Genomic DNA, 17,708 nt, shown 5'->3' with positions numbered 1-17,708 from the left:
GAAATCTCCGTGGGGCGATGGCGTCGGGTGCGACGCGATAGAATGAGCGGATTCTAACCCCGACCGTCGCTGCCACCGCTGGCGACGCGCCCCTTTCGGAGTCGCCTCGTGTCGATCCTCGAACGCATCCAGGCCGAAATCGACGGCCATGCCGTCGTGCTGTTCATGAAAGGGACCCCGCAGTTCCCGATGTGCGGCCATTCTGCGCGCACGGCCGAGGCCCTGGCCGCGGCCGGGGCGCGCGATTTCCGCACCATCAACGTGCTCGAGGAGCCGGAGATCCGCGCCAACCTGCCCCGGTTCTCGAACTGGCCGACATTCCCGCAACTGTTCGTCCACGGCGAGCTGATCGGCGGCTGTGACATCACCCTGGAACTGCACGAATCGGGCGAACTGGCCCGCATCCTGGCCGAGGTGCTGAAGCCGTGACCGCGCCGGTGCTGGATATTTCGGTGCGCCCGGCCGGGCTCGCCGGGCGCACGATCCTGATCGTCGGCGCCCACGGCGGCCTGGGCGAGGCCGCGGCGACGGCATGCGCCCAGGCCGGGGCTTCGCTGGTGCTGCTCGGGCGCAAGGTGCCGCGGCTGAACCGGGTGCACGACCGGCTGCAGGCGCATGGTCAGCCGCCGGCGCTGTATCCGCTCGATCTCGAGGGCGCGGGGCCCGACGACTATGCGCAGATGGCCGAGCGCATCGAGGCCGACACCGGTCGCCTGGACGGCGTGCTGCACGTGGCGGCCCAGTTCTCGGGCCTGACCCCGCTCGAGCATACCGATCCGGCGGCGTTCGCGCGCGCGCTGCACGTCAACCTGACCGCGCGCTGGTGGCTGACCCAGGCCTGCCTGCCGTTGCTGCGCCGGGCGGCCGACAGCGCGGTGGTGTTCGCGATCGACCCGCCGGCCCGCACGGGCGGCGCCTACTGGGGCGGCTACGGCGTCGCCCAGGCCGGACTGGAGACGCTGGTGCGCATGCTCCATGCCGAGCTCGCCAATTCTGCAGTGCGTGTCAGCGGCCTGTCTCCGCCGCCGATGCGCACCGGCCTGCGCAGCCGCGCGCACGTCGAGGAAGACGACCGGCTGGCGCAGGATCCGGCGCGGGTTGCGCCACATTGCGTCACCTTGTTGTCGGCGGTCGGCGCCACCCATCGCGGTCAGGTCTGGTCGCCCGACGGAGTCGCGGCATGACCGTCGCTTCGGCCGCGCTGTTGTTGTTCCTGATTCTCGATCCGCTGGGCAACATCCCGGTGTTTTTGAGCATGCTGCGGCGGCTCACGCCGCAGCGCCAGCGCGTGGTGCTCGCGCGCGAACTGCTGATCGCGCTGCTGGTGCTGATGCTGTTCCTGTGGGGCGGCAAGTACGCGCTGGAGATCATGCACCTGCGCCAGGAGTCGGTCGCGATCGCCGGCGGTATCGTGCTGTTCCTGATCGGCATCCGCATGATCTTCCCGCCCACCGGCGGGCTGATGGGCGAGATCCCCGATGGCGAACCCTTCATCGTGCCGATGGCGATCCCGCTGGTCGCCGGCCCCTCGGGCATGGCCGCGGTGATGCTGATGGGCAGCAATGAGCCCGACCGGCTGGGCGAATGGAGCCTGGCGCTGTTGATCGCCTGGGGCGCGACCGCCGCGATCCTGTTCTCGGCCACCTACCTCTACAAGCTGCTCGGCGCCCGCGCGCTGACCGCCCTGGAGCGGCTGATGGGCATGCTGCTGGTGGCGATCTCGGTGCAGATGCTGCTCGACGGCATCGTCGGCTTCCTGCGCGACGCGCCGGCAGTCTGAGGCATCGGCGATGTGACCGGATCGCGACGGGCGGTCCGGTGCGTCGCACAGTGCCCGGAGAAAAGCCAACGGATTCAGCTGGTTGCGCGGCGCGTCCGGTGTCATGGCACTGTCACCGAACCCGACTACCGTGTTAACCTGTTCTTAACCACTCGCGCGGTAGCGCGCGCCGTGGCAGGGGACCCCACTCGCTTACCGACCTGACCGTCGCCGCGCCGCAAGGTGCGCGCCGCTATCCACGCATCGAGGCTAACCACCCATGAAACACCCGAATCGCGCCCGACTTTCGAAACTGTCGCTTGGCCTGATCGTCGCACTTGCCGCCGCCCCTGCGTTCGCGCAGAGCACCTCCGCCGGCGTCGGCGGACAGGTCACGGGCGCCGGCGGCCAGCCCGTCACGGGCGCCGAAGTGACCATCGTCCACACCGAGTCGGGCACGGTCAGCCGCGCCACCACCGATGCCAGCGGCCGCTACAACGCGCGCGGCCTGCGCGTCGGCGGTCCGTACACGATCACGATCACCAAGGCGGGCGAGGGCACCAAGACCGAAGAGAACGTGTACCTGTCGCTGAGCCAGATCAGCACGGTCAACGCCTCGCTCGACAACGACGTGACGACGCTCGGCACGGTCGTCGCCACGGCAATCGGCGGCGGCTCGGAAGTCTTCAGCGCCACCAAGATGGGCACCGGCACCAACGTCAATCGCGACGTCATCGAGGCGCTGCCGTCGGTCGGCGGCAACATCCAGGACTACATCCGCCTCGACCCGCGCGTCGCGCAGGTCAACAAGGCCGATGGCCAGATCTCGGTGGGCGGCCAGAACCCGCGCTACAACGCGATCCGCGTCGATGGCGTGTCGGTCAGCGACACCTTCGGCCTGGAGGACAACAACCTGCCGACGCGCCGCCAGCCCGTCGCCATGGATGCGCTCGAAGCGATCAACGTCGATATCTCCAACTACGATGTCACCATCAGTGGCGCCACCGGTGCGGTAATCGATGCGGTCACCAAGTCGGGCACCAACGAGTTCAGCGGCTCGGTCTACGGCGCTTACCGTGACGGTGACTGGTTCGGCAAGGATCCCGAAGGCTTCAAGTTCGACGGCTTCGAGAAGGAGCAGACCTACGGTGTGACGTTCGGCGGCCCGATCCTGAAGGATCGCCTGTTTTTCTTCGCCAACTACGAGAAGCAGGAGTGGAAGGCGCCCGGTTCGAGCCTGGCCGACAGCGCCGTGGGCACCGGCGCGATTTCGCAGGCGCAGGTCGACGAGGCGGTCCGCATCGCCCGCGACGTGCACGGCTTCGACGCCGGCGGCCTGGGCGACACCGACGGCAGCACGACGATGGAAGAGCGTGCGGTCAAGATCGACTGGAACATCACCGACAACCATCGCGCCAGCTTCCGCTACAGCGAGGTCGACCAGAGCCAGCTGCGGACGCCGTCGACGAGCGGCACGATCATCAATCTGAGCTCGACGCACTACCAGCAGGAAAAGTCGATCAAGAACTACGTCGCGCAGATGTTCAGCGACTGGAGCGAGAGCTTCTCGACCGAGTTCAAGGTCTCCTACCGCGATTACGCGTCCCAGCGCGTGAGCCCGAACACGCTGGCCAACATCAAGATCTACTTCGAGGGTGACGACGCCAACCCGACCGGGCGCTTCATCCAGATGGGCCAGGACATCAGCACCCCGCTGAACCTGCTCACGACCGAGACCTGGACCGGCTACGGCGCCGGCGTGTTCTCGTTCGCCGATCACGAAGTGAAGTTCGGCGTCGACTACAGCACCAACGACGTCTACAACATGTTCGTCCAGAACGCCTACGGCACCTACGCATTCTACGAGAGCGGCCTGCTCGCCGAAGGCAACTTCGCCAGCGGTCGCTGGAGCAGCTACCAGTTGCATGCGCCGCAGCCGGGCGCGGGGATCAACTCGATCGCCGCGTCGTTCAAGTACAAGGAGCTGGGCCTGTTCGTGCAGGACACCTGGTTCGTCAACAATAACCTGACCCTGACCTTCGGCCTGCGCGCCGACAAGCCCAGCGTCGGCGGTCGTCCCAGCTTCAACCAGGCCGCGTTCGATGCCTTCGGCTACGACAACAGCTACGCGCTGGGCAAGGACGAGTGGCTGGTGCAGCCCCGCTTCGGCTTCAACTACACCTTCGACAGCGAGCGTCCCACGCAGTTGCGCGGCGGCCTCGGCCTGTTCCGCGGCACCTCGCCGCAGGTGTGGTTCGGCAACGCCTACAGCAACACCGGCCTGAACTACGTCCGCTACGATCTCGAGCTCGGCGACGCGGTCGACTGGCGCACGCTGCCGTTCGAGCCCAACGGCCTCGACCAGACGCGTCCCACGGGTGCGGGGGCGGGTGGCGAGATGAACGTCAACTTCGTCGGCCCCGATTTCGAGCAGCCCTCGGTGTGGAAGGCGAACCTGGCCATCGACCACGAACTGCCGTGGTACGGGCTGGTGGCGTCGGCCGAACTGCTGGCCACCCAGGTCAAGAGCGCGCTGTTCTACCGCAGCATCAATATCGGCGAGTCGGTCTTCAAGGGGCCCGACGGGCGCGACATGTACTACAACCCGGCACGCATCGGACGCAGCTGGACCTCGTCGGCGAACCGCTATCGTCGCAACACCGATTTCGGTCAGGTGTTCTTCCTGGACAATACCGACAAGGGCGAGAGCCAGCAGTTCACCCTCTCGCTGGAAAAGCCCTGGTCGCCCGACGGCCACTGGTCGTGGAACGTGGGCTACACGTTCACCAACTCCAATTCGGTCAGCGACATGACCAGCTCGACCGCCGGCTCGACCTGGAACTACAACTACATCTTCAATGCCAACGAAGACGTGGCCTCGACCTCGCGCTACGAGATCCGTGACCGCTTCTCGGCGTCGCTGAACTGGCGTCACAACTTCTTTGGCGACTACAAGACCTCGGTGGGCGTGTTCTACGAGGGTCGTACCGGTCGTCCCTTCAGCTACGTCTTCACCAACGACGCCAATGGCGACGGTCGCAGCGGCAACGACCTGTTCTATGTCCCCAACGCACCGGGCGACGTGCTGTTCGGCAGCCTGAGCCCGTCGGGCGTGTTCACGCCGGATCCGGCGATGGAAAGCCGGTTCTTCGAGTGGCTCGATCAGAACCAGGACCTGCAGCGCTACCGCGGCGGTCACGTCGACAAGAACGGCGGTCGCGCCAGCTGGGTGAACAGCTTCGACATCCGCGTGAGCCAGGAGCTGCCCGGCTTCTTCGATGGCCACAAGTCGGAGATCTGGCTGGACATCATGAACGTTGGCAACCTGATCAATTCCGATTGGGGTCATATCTACGACTACGGCTTCTTCGCCAACCGTCGTGTGCTGACCGCCGCCGGGATCTACGACGGCAAGTACGTCTACAGCAATTTCAATCCCAGTCGCGTCGAATCGGCGACCATCGCCAATAACTCCAACAGCATCGGCAACACCGGCGTATCGCAGTGGTCGCTGCAGTTGGGCTTCCGCTACAAATTCTGATCGGACGCCTTTGCTGAAGCGTCGGGAAACGGCCGGGGAAACCCGGCCGTTTCCGTTTGTCCGGGCGGCTGCGCTACAGTGCCGCACCCCTGAAAAAAAGCCGAAGAAGAAGCAGATGAGCGAGACGAATGTGGCGGCGACGGCGCTGCCGGTGGTGAATGCCTACGTGTACCCGCGCGGTGGGCTGGATGTGCTGTCGCGCGACGAGGTCGCGCGCCTGAAGGACGCCTCCAGCGGCGGCATGCACGACCTGCTGCGGCGCTGCGCCCTGGCGGTGCTGACCAGCGGCAGCGCCTCCGACGACCCGCGCGCGGCGCAGGAGCTGTACCCCGATTTCGACATCCAGGTGCTGCAGCAGGACCGCGGCATCCGGATCGAGCTGATCAACGCGCCCGGGATGGCCTTCGTCGACGGCCAGATCATCCTCGGCGTGGCCGAGCTGCTGTTTGCGGTGGTCCGCGACCTAGCCTACACCGCAATCGAGCTCGGGCCCGAGTACGCGGCCGATCTCGAGTCGTCATCGGGCATCACCAACGCGGTGTTCGGCCTGCTGCGCAATGCGCGCCTGCTGCAGCCCGGCGACCCGAACATGGTGGTGTGCTGGGGCGGCCACTCGATCAGCCGCGCCGAGTACGACTACACCAAGCTGGTTGGCTACCAGCTCGGCCTGCGCGGCATGGACATCTGCACCGGCTGCGGCCCGGGCGCGATGAAAGGGCCGATGAAGGGCGCCAACGTCGCCCACGCCAAACAGCGCCAGTACCCGGCGCGCTACATCGGCATCACCGAGCCGGGCATCATCGCCGCCGAGTCGCCCAATCCGATCGTCAACCAGCTGGTGATCATGCCCGACATCGAGAAGCGCCTCGAGTCGTTCGTGCGCCTGGGCCACGGCATCATCGTGTTCCCCGGCGGCGTGGGCACCGCCGAAGAGATCCTCTACCTGCTGGGCCTGCTGCTGCAGGAAGAGAACCGCGATATCCCGTTCCCGTTCATCCTGACCGGGCCGACGGCGTCGGCGCCGTACTTCGAGCAGATCGATCAGTTCATCCGCCTGACGCTGGGCGAAGAGGCCGCGTCGCGCTACGAGATCATCGTCGCCGACCCCGAGAAGGTCGCCAAGCGCATGTCGGCCGGCATCCGCAAGGTCAAGGAGTACCGGGTCGCGCACAAGGACTCGTTCTACTTCAACTGGTCGCTGACGATTCCGCTGGACCTGCAGCGTCCGTTCGTGCCGACCCACGAGGCGATGGCCGCGCTCGACCTGCACCACGGCCGGTGCCCGCATGAGCTGGCGGCGGACCTGCGCCGCGCGTTCTCAGGGATCGTCGCCGGCAACGTCAAGGAAGACGGCCTGCGCCGGGTCGAAGAGTACGGCCCCTTCCAGATCCACGGCGACCGCGACATCATGCAGTCGCTCGACGCGCTGCTGCGCGCGTTCGTCGAGCAGCGGCGCATGAAGATCTCCGGCGAGTACCGCCCCTGCTACGAAGTCATCGCCTGATCCCGGCGGCTGCCGACCGGCGCCTCAGGTGCCGGTCGGCAGCGTGACCGTCGCACTGAAGCCGTCGGCCTCGGGGCGGGTCACCAGCGAGGCTCCGGGTGTGAGCGCGGTGAGCCGCGCGCGCACTGCGTCCAGCCCGATCCCGTGGCCGCTCGATGCGGCCTGTGTCTGCGCTGCGAGCGGATTGCCGATCCGGATCGTGACCCGGCCCGGCTGTATCGACACCGTGATCTCGACCGTGCCGCCTTCCAGGCGCGGCTCGACGCCGTGCTTGATCGCGTTCTCCACCAGCGGCTGGATTGCCAGCACCGGGACGGGGGTGGCCGCAACCATGTCCATCGCCTCGGGCAGCGTCCAGCGCACCTCCAGCCGGTTGCCGAAGCGCAGCGACTCGATCTCCAGATAGCGCCGCACGAGCGCCAGTTCTTCCGAGAGCGGGATCACACCCGGGCCGCTGAAGGCCGCGCGGAACAGGTCGGCCAGATCGAGCAGCAGGCGCTCGGCTTCCTCCGGGCGGTCGTGGACCAGCGCGGCGCCGGTGTTGAGGGTGTTGAACAGGAAATGCGGATGCAGACGTGCGCGCAGCAGTTCGAGCTCGGCGGCATCGGCGCGGGCCGACGACTGCAGCGCCCGCCAATAGTTCTGGTAGATCAGCAGCGCCAGCAGCCCCGCGATCGCCGCCAGTGCCACAACCCGCGCCAGAAACCGCAGAGGCGACTCGGACGCCATCGGTCCGCCGGCGAGCTGCCAGCCCGCCCAGGCGACAGTCGAGGCGACCGCCACCAGCAGCGCGAGCATCGCCCAGGACCAGGCCTGGGGCGGCAGACGCAGCAACAGCTGGCGTGCGAGCCGTACCGTGCCGAGCAGCACCAGCACAATCCACAACACCGCCAACGACGTGAGCCCGAACCGGATCGGCCAGTCGGCATCCAGCGGCCGGGCGAGGCTGAGCATCGCCGCCAGCGCCTGGCTCGACAGCACCACGGCGATCAGCACGGGCGCGGTGAACAGGGCGAGCAGTGGGTGGAGCCGGGGCGCAGGCATGGCGTCTGAGGGGGAGGGGCGGGACCGCCATCGTGCCGCAAACGGCGCCGACGCGACCGTTCGGGGCGCAGCAGTGACCATCCGTCGGCCGCCGCTGGCATCCAGACCTGACGCCCTTTAGTGTGCGGCCGATCGGATGGGGGATGCTATGCGCAGTGGTGGACGCCGCCCGCAGGGGCGCATCGGAGCGGGCGGGTTCTCGCTGGTCGAACTGATGGTGACGGTCGCGGTGCTCGCGATCCTGTCGGCCGTCGCCGTGCCGTCGATGACCGGCCTGATCAATGCCAACCGGCTGTCGAGCGCATCGAGCGAGCTGGTGGCCGCCGTGCAGTTCGCGCGCTCGGAGGCTGTCCGCCGCAATGTCCGGGTCAAGCTGTGCGGCACTGCCGACGGGGCGACCTGCACCAAGGCCGCGGCGTGGTCCGGCTGGCTCGTCATCGACGAAAGCGGCGCGAAGCCCGAGGTGCTGCGCACGCTGGTCGCGCCGGAGAGCCTCCAGATCAGCGGCCCGGCCAATGGCGTCGTGTTCCGCCCCTCGGGGCTGCTGGCGGCGGCATCGTCGCTGACTGTGTGCATGCCGACCACGAATCCCTCGAGCAACCAGCGCGTGATCACTATCAACATCAGCGGAAGCGCCCGCAGCAGCAGCAAGGATGGGAGGGGACAATGCGCCTGACCGGATACCCACGACGCATCCTGACGCCGCCACGCGGCCAGCGCGGTGTGAGCCTGATCGAGGTGCTGGTCGCCGTTGTCGTGCTGGGCATCGGCTTGCTCGGTACCGCGGCGCTGCAGGCGGTCGCGATGCGGGCGGGCCAGAGCTCGCTGGAGAGCAGCATGGCGGTGGTGCAGACCAATTCCATCATCGAGGCGATGCGCGCGAATGTCGCGCAAGCCAGTAGCTACAACATGGCGATGACGTGCAAGGTCCCGCCCGAAACCGGCACATTGGCCGGGTACGACCTTCACCATTGGATGATCGCCCTCAAGACCACGGTCGGTGCCGGTGCGGGCAGTGCCGTCGGCGGCGCAGCGGCCGCGGCGCTGGATACAACCACCTGCGCCAGTATCGACGGTTGCCCAGGCGCCTGCTCGGTCATCGTGCAGTGGGACGACACGCGCGCCGGTGGCAATGCACAGCGTCAGGTCAAAACGGTGACACGGCTATGACCGGCGCCGGTTTCCAGGCGCGCAACCGCGCCGCGGGTATGGCGCTGGTCGAGCTGATGATCGCCATGGTGCTGGGCTTGCTGGTCGTCGGTGCCGCGTTCGCCATCTTCCTGTCCAACCAGCGCAGCTACACCGCCAACGAGGATCTGAACCGGATCCAGGAGAATGCGCGGATCGCGCTGGACCTGATCGCACGCGATATCCGTGCCGCCGGGGGGGCGGCCTGTTCGAGCGCATCGGAAATCACCAGCTCCAACAGCAACGCGCTGTTGTTCCGCGACACGCCGATCACGGGCAGTGCCAGCACGTTGCGGGTCGCATCGGGTGAGGATGCTGCGTACAAGATTGCGTCCGCGTCGGCCACGGGCCTGACCTTGGCGCCCGGCCAGCTTTCGAAAGCCTCCAATGTGTTCAGCGTGGGTGATGTGCTGCTGCTGTGCAACGCGCGCAAGACCTTCTTAGTCACCGCGACCGCCGTCGGCGACCAAACCATCAGCTTTGCCGCGCTGCCGTCCGGATATGATCCCGCGGCCGACCCCTATGCGTCGCTCGCGACGGTGGCGCTGGCCCGGTTTCGTGACGCGACTTGGTCTGTCGCCAACAATGCCAACGGCAAGTCGTCTCTGTTCGTCAAGCGTGGCGCTGCCGCCGCCGAGGAAGTGATTGAGGGCGTGCAATCGGTCAACTTCTCGTATCTCGATAGCAACACCGGTCCATACAAGACAAACCCGAATTTCGCGAATGTAGTCGCAGTTCGGGTGGAACTCGTGCTCGAGGGCGCGGCCGTGGATGGCAGTCCGCTGGTACGGCGCGCATCGAGCGTGATCAGCGTGCGCGGGAGAGCCCTATGACAGTTTCAGGACGATGGATGCCGCCAGGTGTCCGCCTTGCGTCCGGCCGCGCTTCCGAGCGTGGCATTTCTCTGATCGTGGTGATGGTGCTGTTGGTCATCACCGCGCTGTTGGGCATCGCGATCCTGCGCAGCGCCACGCTGCAGGAGCGCATGAGCGCGAATACCCGCGACCGCGGGCTCGCGTTCGAGGCGGCCGAGGCGGCCCTGCGCTACGCGCAGGAGGAGGTGCTAGCCGCCGGCGATTGGGATGTGGATGTGCCCGCACCTGGTGATGCATGCACCGCTGACGGCGTGTGCCCGACCGATGCAAAAGGGGCGTGGATCCCGGTGCCGGTCGCCTCCTACAACTTCCAGAAGGCTGGATTAGCAAAAGCGCCTGAGTACTGGATCGAGTACATAGGTACCGGGCCGGCTCGGATCGGTAATTGCGAGTCTACGACCGTGACGCTCGATTGCCAAAGTCCGATCTACCGGGTGACCGTTCGTAGTCAGGCCGCTGGTCGTGCGGAGGTCGTCCTGCAATCTAATGTAATGAGCAGATTGCCTGAGCCGGGGGCTTGAGCATGAGAGAGACTGAAATGGTCAAGGTTCGCCGCTGGCGTGCTGCCAGTCTTGTAAAAGAGAGGCTTGCGGCTGGTGTCGCAGCATTCTTGACCACGATGCTGGCGTTTCCTTTGAACGCGGCGATTGAAATTCCTCCTGATCCGTTGATCACCGGGAGCCGCGTCCCGCCAAATGTGCTGTTCATTTTGGATGACTCGGGATCGATGGCGTGGCGATATATGTATAGTCAATCGATCAGGCAGATCAGTGGCGAAGGCTTTGAGAGCGGCCCGACAGGGAACAATGCTGGTACTGATAATAAATATACGTCCAGTAGCAATTTGACTGCTGCAGCTTACGATCAAAATTATATTACTAATACGATCTACTACAATCCTTCCATCGACTACAAGGCTTGGGTTCAAGCTGATGGCAGCAGGATGGGAGAGGGGCTGGCCTACAAGGCTGCATACTCGGATGCGCAACAGGCCAGCGGCTCTGTAAATCTTGGCAGTAATTCACACTATTTCTATGTTCCCAAAGGAGAGCCAGGAGAGGATCTATCCCTGATCTCGAGCTACTACCGCTACGAGCTGCAAAGTGATGCGCTTGGGGGTAAGGTCATCCGTAGCGAATGGGGGCGTCCTGTCGAAACTCGAGCCGAGATTGCTCGATGGAATGGTTTAAGCGGAAATGGAGGTATGGAGAACGTTGAATCCTTCGTCGTTCCCCCAGGTGCATCCTCAATTAGAGTCGTTTCAAGTGGTGGGACGTTCGGCTGGAATGATGGCGGAAATGACGGGTCGGGTAGTGGAGCTGATCTTTATGTGAGGCGTGGTTCGCAGCCAAGCACGGGGCAGAACAACTGCGCGCGCACAGGGTCTGGTAACGCCCATGTCTGTGAGATAAGCAACCCGCAGCCCGGGACTTGGTACTTGGGTCTAAATGCTCCGACCGACTACTATTTATTTTTTTTTCCTCGGCAGGCGCGCTATCGGAGCGTACAAGTCGCCGTTGAGTTGACTGGTAACAGCGGTTGTAGTGGGACTTCAACGCGCGGGTGGATTAATTGCGTAGAAAGACGTCCGACAGGTCGTACGGTTGAGCAGGAGCGCGCAAACTTTGCCGCTTGGTATTCTTATCATCGAACCCGCATGAAAGCAGCGAAGGCGGGGGCGGGTGAAGCCTTTGCATTGCAGGATGGGAAGATCAGGGTGGGCTTTCGGTCTATCTGGGATCGAGATAACTTTGATATTCCTGTCAATGACGGTAATGATGGCTTGTTTGTAGACAATCAGCCTAATGTTGGTGGGGCGGCAGGTAGGACGACCAGTCGCTCGACTTGGTATAAGCGTCTCTACGCTGCTAATGGCAGCGGTGGAACGCCATTGCGAACGGCTCTAAATAGTGCTGGCGAGTATTTCAGCAGCACTGGTAGTAAGGGCCCCTATGGTCCTCAATCTAAGCAGGATCAATATACATGCCGTCAGAATTTTGCGATTTTGACCACGGATGGCTACTGGAATTCAGGCGGTGCCGACGTCGGGGACGTGGATGGTAAGGAAGGGTCGGTAATTGAGGGTCCAAACAATCAGCGCTATCAGTACTCGCCTGTCGGGCCTTACAAGGATGGCTATGCTGACACGTTGGCCGATGTCGCCATGCAGTATTGGAAGAACGACCTGCGGCCTGATATGACTAACAATGTGCCGTTTTCGAGTCGTAATCCTGCCTTTTGGCAGCACATGGTGACCTTCGGTATCTCCATCGGTCTTACGGGGACCCGCGGCTGGGCAAGTGTCGACGACGTGCCGCAGGATGCAAATTGGCCTGAGCCTGCAAGCGATAGTCCGAATAATATTGATGATTTGCTGCATGCAGCAGTTAATAGTCGCGGGGCCTTTGTGGCTGCATCCAATCCCGCTGAATTCGCCAGAGGGCTTGACAGTGCGCTTCGAGAGATCGGCGAGCGTCAGGCTTCTTTCTCAAATGTGGCGGTGAGTTCCGTATCCCTTGAGACCGGGTCTCGGGTTTTTGATGCGAGCTATAAATCAGGTATCTGGACCGGGGCCGTGTCCGCTCGGGCAGTGAGCCGTGATGGGATATCTGGCAAGCTGCTCTGGACCTCATCTTTGCCTGCCTGGGACTCGCGCCGTATCTTTACGCGGAGTGATTCGGGCCTCTTGGTTTCTTTTCCGACAGATAATCAGATTGCGTCGCTTCGGCGCGATGGTGGCGTTGCTAACTACGAAATTGATGGTCTGAAGAATGCCAACTACATCAAGGGTGATCGCTCCCTAGAGAGCCTAGAGCCCTCAAAAGGAGGGATGAGGAAGCGGGTGGATGTGCTGGGGGATATAGTGAATTCTTCGCCCGTCTATGTCGCTGATACTGATACGCTGTACGTCGGCGCCAACGACGGGATGCTCCATGCCTTTGATGTGACGACTGGCCGTGAAGTATTTGCGTACGTGCCAAAAATCATCGACTTCTCGAATCTCGGCACGCTTAGTCGCCCTGATTACGCGCACCGATTCTTCGTGGATGGGCCTTTGATTGCAAGTCCTCGCAGCTTGACGCCGGGCAAGACCATGCTCGTCGGAACGTTGGGGCGTGGCGGGCGTGGGCTCTATGCCTTGGATGTGACATCTCCTGCTGAGTTCGGAAGAACCCCCGCGGCGGGGCCGAGTGGAGGGTGGGAACGAAACGCCACCGACGGGGGGCATATGGGGCAGATCCTTGGTCGGCCCGTCATGGCGAAAGTCAGAGGCGGACGAGCAGCCGTCATCGTCGGGAATGGCGTGAACAGCCGCGAGAATCGGGCGGCATTGGTCGTAATGGATATCGATTCGGGTGAAGTTATAAGCGAAATCGATACTCGCGTAGGAACTGCGGATCTGCCCAATGGTCTCTCGGCGCCAACTGGGGTCTACTCCGGAGATGGTGCGACGCTGGATTATGTCTATGCGGGCGACATGCTGGGCAACGTTTGGAAGTTCGACCTAACTTCCAGTAATTCTGCAGAATGGAAGGCTACGCTACTCTTCTCCGCCGTAGACAGTGAAGGAAAGGCTCAACCGATTACGGCTGCTGTTGCCGTCGCCACGCATCCTACAACACGGGCGCGCTGGATCTTCGTTGGAACGGGTCGCTATCTCGTTTTGGAAGATGCGGACCCGACGCGAGCGACAACACAGAGTATGTACGCCTTCATTGATAGTGGAGAAAAAATCGCACGTGCAGATCTGCAGCCCCGAAAGGTTGAACTGTCGGGAGCATCCCTTGATGGTTATTCCGTTCGAGCTTTCGAAAAGTCGGCGCCATTGCCCTCCACGAAGAAAGGCTGGTTTCTTGATCTGCCCGGTGATGGTGAGCGCATCGTCCAAGACGTGCAACTCGTATCGAGCATGCTCGTGACCGCAAGCATGATGCCGACCGGAAATGCCTGCGAGGCTGACGGGTCGGGCTTCATCAACGCGTTGAGCGCATTCACTGGGACAAGTGCGGCGGGCTCCTACTTCGATCTGGACGGGGATGGCTCGATTGATGATTCGATTGTCGGATCCAAGCGTCTTCCGGTCGGCTCGGTGAACGTGAGGACAGGAATGCCAACGCTTCCGAATCTTCAACGCGGGCAGTTGGTGGTAGGCGGGTCCTCGGGAACGCTTTCGCCCTTGGGGACAGTCCGTCCCCGCTGGGATCGCGTATCGTGGCGCGAGATCCGAGGAGACTAACGATGACGCACGCGTTCTTCGTCCGCTGGCACGCCCACCGTCGCGCGCAAACCGGTTTCTCGCTGATCGAGCTGATGATCGTGGTCGCGATCATCGGCATCCTGGCTGCGATCGCCTATCCGAGCTACCTGCAGCACATCGTCAAGACCCGCCGCGCGGCGGGCACTGCATGTCTGATGCAGGCAGTGCAGCAGATGGAGCGTTTTTACACGACCAACCTAACGTACACGGGCTCTCCGTCCAGCTTTCCCTGCGACAACGAGGCGGCGACGTACTACACCGTGAGCCAGGTGACGGGCTCCGCTGGTGCCAGAACCTACAAGCTCAGCGCGGCGCCCAAAGGGGGGCAGGAAAATCAGGACAAGACGTGTGGCACGTTGACCATCGACCACAAGGGCGAGCGTACGCCCACGACGTCCGGTTGTTGGTGAGGGCGCTGCACGACGCCAGCGTCATGTCGTACTGAGACGAGTTTGGGGTGCGTGCGATGGCGACGCCGGCGACGTCTCACGGGGCAGTTCGGCCAGTCGCAGATGACCGTCGTATTGGACGGCCGCAATAGTATTGGACACAAAAAAGGCCCGCATCGCTGCGGACCTCTTGAATTTGGCGCCCGAAGTTGGACTCGAACCAACGACCCCCTGATTAACAGTCAAGTGCTCTAACCGGCTGAGCTATTCGGGCGGGGACGCGTAGTTTAAGGGTTCGTCGCGGGAGGTCAAGCGCTCCCGAGGAGGCGTGGCACAGCCGGGACGGGTGCGGGAGGACGAGGTCGTCAGCCCATGCCGCATGGGACCGCGTCCGGGCGGCGCTCGGTCCGCACGCGCCCGGCGTTGTTGACGATGAGCCGGCGCTGGACGCGGCCGGCGCTGCAGACGGCGACGGTGAGGTTGGTCCCGACGCTGCGGCCGTCGGGCCGGTAGCGCACGAAGGGGCGGTTGGCATCGAAGGCGAGGGCGCCGGTCGCCAGCCCCGGCGGCCTGGCGATGCGCAGCAGGTCGTGGTCGGCGTCGGCGGCGAGATTGCGGTCCGGGTCCCGCAACACCACCCAGCCCAGTGTCCAGATGCCGTCGTCGCGGCATCGGTTGTCCTCGGTGCGCGGGCAGACGACGACGCTCTTGCCGCCGGTGACGGCGGCACTGCGGGCCAGGGCCAGGTCGGCCCTGAGGTGCTCGGCAGCCGATATCGCGCGATAGGCCGCCACTGCCTGTGCAAGGGCGGGAACTCCGATCAGCGTGAACAGCAGCAGCACGCCGACAGCGCACATCAGTTCGAGCAAGGTGACGCCGCGTTCGCGGTGCATGGCCGATCCTCCTGAACGGGAGCGATCAGCATGGGCAGTCCGGGTTGCGGCTTCGCTCGGTGCAGGCCGCCTCCACGGGTCGGAAACCTCCGGCTGCTATCGTCGGAGGTTCCCGTGGTGACGGTTGTCGCCAGCGGTGGTCGCCCCCATTTCAAGTGCTCCTTCGCATCGCAGACGCCATGAACGACGCCATCCAACCCGCCGGCTTCCAGCTCGTCTCGCCGTACCAGCCGGCGGGCGACCAGCCGCATGCGATCGAGCAACTGGTCGAGGGCTTCGAGGCCGGTTTGGCGCATCAGACGCTGCTTGGCGTGACCGGCTCGGGCAAGACCTACACCATTGCCAACGTGATCCAGCGGGTGCAGAAGCCGACCCTGGTGATGGCGCCCAACAAGACGCTGGCGGCGCAGCTCTACGGCGAGTTCAAATCGTTCTTCCCGCACAACGCGGTCGAGTACTTCGTCAGCTATTACGACTACTACCAGCCCGAAGCCTACGTGCCGTCGTCGGACACCTACATCGAGAAGGACAGCTCGGTGAACGAGCACATCGAGCAGATGCGGCTGTCGGCGACCAAGGCGCTGCTCGAGCGTCGCGATGCGATCATCGTGTGCACGGTCTCGGCGATCTACGGCCTGGGCGATCCGAACGAGTACTTCCGGATGGTGCTGCACATGGTGCGCGGCGAGCGCATCGACCAGCGCGAGCTGATCCGGCGGCTGACCGAGATGCAGTACAGCCGCAACGACCACGAGCTGCGCCGCGGCACCTACCGCGTGCGCGGCGAGACGATCGACGTGCACCCGGCCGAGTCCGATGCCGAGGCATTGCGCATCGAGTTGTTCGACGGCGAGATCGAACGCATCACCCAGTTCGACCCGCTGACCGGCGAGACCCGGCGCACTCTGCAGCGCTACACGATCTATCCCAAGTCGCACTACGTGACCACGCGGCGCACGACGCTCGACGCGATCGAGGCGATCAAGGCCGAGTTGCCGCCGCGGTTGGAGCAGTTCTACGCTGAGAACAAGCTGGTGGAGGCGCAGCGGTTGCAGCAGCGCACCCAGTTCGACCTGGAGATGATGGCCGAGGTCGGCTACTGCAATGGCGTGGAGAACTACTCGCGCCATCTGACCGGGCGCATGCCCGGCGAGGCGCCGCCGTGCCTGTTCGACTACTTGCCGCCCGATGCGCTGCTGGTCATCGACGAGTCGCATGTCACCGTCCCGCAGATCGGGGCGATGTACAAGGGCGACCGTTCGCGCAAGGAGACCTTGGTGAACTTCGGTTTCCGGCTGCCCTCGGCGTTGGACAACCGGCCGCTGAAGTTCGAGGAGTGGGAAGGGCGCTCGCCGCGGGCGATCTTCGTCTCGGCCACGCCCGGCAGCTACGAGATGGAGAAGTCGCAAGGCCAGGTGGTGGAACTGGTCGTGCGCCCGACTGGCCTGATCGACCCAGTGGTCGAGATCCGGCCGGTCGCGACCCAGGTCGACGACGTGCTCGGCGAGATCCGCGAGCGCGTGGCGATGGGCGACCGGGTGCTGATCACGACGCTGACCAAGCGCATGGCTGAGAACCTGACCGAGTACCTGAGCGAACACGACGTCAAGGTGCGCTATCTGCACTCGGACATCGACACTGTCGAGCGGGTGGAGATCATCCGCGATCTGCGGTTGGGCAAGTTCGACGTGCTGGTGGGCATCAACCTTTTGCGCGAGGGCCTGGACATGCCCGAGGTGTCGCTGGTCGCGATCCTCGATGCCGACAAGGAGGGCTTCCTGCGTTCGGGCGGCTCGCTGATCCAGACGATCGGCCGCGCCGCCCGTAACCTGCGCGGCAAGGCCATCCTGTATGCCGATCGCATCACCAACTCGATGCAGACCGCACTCGACGAGACCGACCGCCGACGCCAGAAGCAGGTCGAGTACAACGCCGAGCACGGCATCACGCCGCGCTCGGTCGCCCGCGCGATCGTCGATATCATGGAAGGCGCACGCGCCGAACCCGAGCTCGAGAAGAAGGGCCGCGGCAAGAGCCGCAAGGTCGCCGAACCTGTCGAGCACTACGCGGCGCTGTCGCCCGACAAGCTCGCAGCCAAGCTCAAGTCGCTCGAGCAGCAGATGTACCAGCATGCGCGCGACCTCGAGTTCGAGGAGGCCGGGCGCATCCGCGACCAGATCCAGAAGATCAAGGCCGCCAGCCTGATCCAGTGAGCCGCCTGCGGGTCCGCTGTGCGGCTGCCGAACCGGTGGCTGGC

14 protein-coding genes and 1 tRNA gene are annotated in these 17,708 nt (G+C 64.2%); 12 read left to right on the top strand and 3 right to left on the bottom strand.

Going from position 1 to position 17,708, the window contains the following annotated elements; translation table 11 throughout:
* Window positions 1-108 precede the first annotated feature (108 nt).
* The 5 genes from grxD to ppnN all read left to right on the top strand — a co-directional run bounded on the left by grxD (window position 109) and on the right by ppnN (window position 6,804).
* Window positions 109-429 (top strand): Grx4 family monothiol glutaredoxin, encoded by a 321-nt coding sequence (grxD, locus tag ABE488_RS01055; RefSeq protein WP_241945631.1) that lies wholly within the window; start codon window positions 109-111, stop codon window positions 427-429.
* Window positions 426-1,184, top strand: coding sequence for an SDR family NAD(P)-dependent oxidoreductase (locus ABE488_RS01050; RefSeq protein WP_346446752.1), 759 nt, complete (start codon window positions 426-428; stop codon window positions 1,182-1,184). The genes grxD and ABE488_RS01050 overlap by 4 nt, the downstream gene beginning before the upstream one ends.
* Window positions 1,181-1,780, top strand: a complete 600-nt coding sequence (locus ABE488_RS01045; protein ID WP_183426170.1) for a YhgN family NAAT transporter — start codon at window positions 1,181-1,183, stop codon at window positions 1,778-1,780. The genes ABE488_RS01050 and ABE488_RS01045 overlap by 4 nt, the downstream gene beginning before the upstream one ends.
* Before the next feature lie 259 nt (window positions 1,781-2,039).
* A complete protein-coding gene (locus ABE488_RS01040; RefSeq protein ID WP_346443150.1) occupies window positions 2,040-5,300 on the top strand; it encodes a TonB-dependent receptor in 3,261 nt (1,086 codons plus the stop codon).
* Between the two features lie 115 nt (window positions 5,301-5,415).
* Window positions 5,416-6,804, top strand: a complete 1,389-nt coding sequence (gene ppnN, locus ABE488_RS01035; RefSeq protein ID WP_346446751.1) for a nucleotide 5'-monophosphate nucleosidase PpnN — start codon at window positions 5,416-5,418, stop codon at window positions 6,802-6,804.
* Window positions 6,805-6,828: 24 nt separating this feature from the next.
* Here ppnN and ABE488_RS01030 read toward each other — a convergent pair whose 3' ends face one another.
* Window positions 6,829-7,848, bottom strand: coding sequence for a histidine kinase (locus ABE488_RS01030; protein WP_346446749.1), 1,020 nt, complete (start codon window positions 7,846-7,848; stop codon window positions 6,829-6,831).
* A 136-nt stretch (window positions 7,849-7,984) separates the two neighbouring features.
* Here ABE488_RS01030 and ABE488_RS01025 point away from each other — a divergent pair, with 136 nt between their 5' ends.
* The 6 genes from ABE488_RS01025 to ABE488_RS01000 are packed head-to-tail and all read left to right on the top strand — an operon-like array spanning window position 7,985 to window position 14,579.
* A complete protein-coding gene (locus ABE488_RS01025; protein ID WP_346446747.1) occupies window positions 7,985-8,524 on the top strand; it encodes a GspH/FimT family pseudopilin in 540 nt (179 codons plus the stop codon).
* Window positions 8,515-9,018 (top strand): type IV pilus modification protein PilV, encoded by a 504-nt coding sequence (gene pilV / locus ABE488_RS01020; protein ID WP_346446745.1) that lies wholly within the window; start codon window positions 8,515-8,517, stop codon window positions 9,016-9,018. The genes ABE488_RS01025 and pilV overlap by 10 nt, the downstream gene beginning before the upstream one ends.
* Window positions 9,015-9,869 carry a prepilin-type N-terminal cleavage/methylation domain-containing protein gene (locus ABE488_RS01015; protein WP_346446743.1) on the top strand — a complete coding sequence of 285 codons (855 nt, stop codon included), beginning with the start codon at window positions 9,015-9,017 and terminating at the stop codon, window positions 9,867-9,869. The genes pilV and ABE488_RS01015 overlap by 4 nt, the downstream gene beginning before the upstream one ends.
* Window positions 9,870-9,886: 17 nt before the next feature.
* A complete protein-coding gene (locus tag ABE488_RS01010) occupies window positions 9,887-10,432 on the top strand; it encodes a PilX N-terminal domain-containing pilus assembly protein (protein WP_346446741.1) in 546 nt (181 codons plus the stop codon).
* 17 nt (window positions 10,433-10,449) lie between these two features.
* Window positions 10,450-14,148 (top strand): PilC/PilY family type IV pilus protein, encoded by a 3,699-nt coding sequence (locus tag ABE488_RS01005; RefSeq protein WP_346446740.1) that lies wholly within the window; start codon window positions 10,450-10,452, stop codon window positions 14,146-14,148.
* Window positions 14,149-14,150: 2 nt separating this feature from the next.
* Window positions 14,151-14,579 carry a type IV pilin protein gene (locus ABE488_RS01000; RefSeq protein WP_346443137.1) on the top strand — a complete coding sequence of 143 codons (429 nt, stop codon included), beginning with the start codon at window positions 14,151-14,153 and terminating at the stop codon, window positions 14,577-14,579.
* Between the two features lie 176 nt (window positions 14,580-14,755).
* On the opposite strand, the gene ABE488_RS00995 is transcribed toward ABE488_RS01000, so the two are convergent.
* Window positions 14,756-14,832: transfer RNA gene (locus ABE488_RS00995), tRNA-Asn, on the bottom strand.
* Between the two features lie 91 nt (window positions 14,833-14,923).
* Complete coding sequence (locus ABE488_RS00990) at window positions 14,924-15,451, bottom strand: GspH/FimT family pseudopilin (protein ID WP_346446738.1); 528 nt, start codon at window positions 15,449-15,451, stop codon at window positions 14,924-14,926.
* Between the two features lie 179 nt (window positions 15,452-15,630).
* Between ABE488_RS00990 and uvrB the strand changes: the two genes are divergently transcribed.
* Window positions 15,631-17,664 carry an excinuclease ABC subunit UvrB gene (gene uvrB / locus ABE488_RS00985; RefSeq protein ID WP_346446736.1) on the top strand — a complete coding sequence of 678 codons (2,034 nt, stop codon included), beginning with the start codon at window positions 15,631-15,633 and terminating at the stop codon, window positions 17,662-17,664.
* Window positions 17,665-17,708 lie beyond the last annotated feature (44 nt).

It is taken from the genome of Luteimonas sp. TWI662 (assembly GCF_039673825.1).
In the GTDB taxonomy this organism is placed as follows: domain Bacteria; phylum Pseudomonadota; class Gammaproteobacteria; order Xanthomonadales; family Xanthomonadaceae; genus Luteimonas.
This window is presented reverse-complemented; position numbering and strand designations above follow the sequence as displayed.

Bases quoted from the DNA above. Each gene is read 5' to 3' on its own strand.
- ABE488_RS01045 (WP_183426170.1), top strand. From the start codon at position 1,181: ATGACCGTCGCTTCGGCCGCGCTGTTGTTGTTCCTGATTCTCGATCCG.
- ABE488_RS01040 (WP_346443150.1), top strand. From the start codon at position 2,040: ATGAAACACCCGAATCGCGCCCGACTTTCGAAACTGTCGCTTGGCCTG.
- ppnN (WP_346446751.1), top strand. From the start codon at position 5,416: ATGAGCGAGACGAATGTGGCGGCGACGGCGCTGCCGGTGGTGAATGCC.
- ABE488_RS01030 (WP_346446749.1), bottom strand. From the start codon at position 7,848: ATGCCTGCGCCCCGGCTCCACCCACTGCTCGCCCTGTTCACCGCGCCC.
- ABE488_RS01025 (WP_346446747.1), top strand. From the start codon at position 7,985: ATGGGGGATGCTATGCGCAGTGGTGGACGCCGCCCGCAGGGGCGCATC.
- pilV (WP_346446745.1), top strand. From the start codon at position 8,515: ATGCGCCTGACCGGATACCCACGACGCATCCTGACGCCGCCACGCGGC.
- ABE488_RS01015 (WP_346446743.1), top strand. From the start codon at position 9,015: ATGACCGGCGCCGGTTTCCAGGCGCGCAACCGCGCCGCGGGTATGGCG.
- ABE488_RS01010 (WP_346446741.1), top strand. From the start codon at position 9,887: ATGCCGCCAGGTGTCCGCCTTGCGTCCGGCCGCGCTTCCGAGCGTGGC.
- ABE488_RS01005 (WP_346446740.1), top strand. From the start codon at position 10,450: ATGGTCAAGGTTCGCCGCTGGCGTGCTGCCAGTCTTGTAAAAGAGAGG.
- ABE488_RS01000 (WP_346443137.1), top strand. From the start codon at position 14,151: ATGACGCACGCGTTCTTCGTCCGCTGGCACGCCCACCGTCGCGCGCAA.
- ABE488_RS00990 (WP_346446738.1), bottom strand. From the start codon at position 15,451: ATGCACCGCGAACGCGGCGTCACCTTGCTCGAACTGATGTGCGCTGTC.
- uvrB (WP_346446736.1), top strand. From the start codon at position 15,631: ATGAACGACGCCATCCAACCCGCCGGCTTCCAGCTCGTCTCGCCGTAC.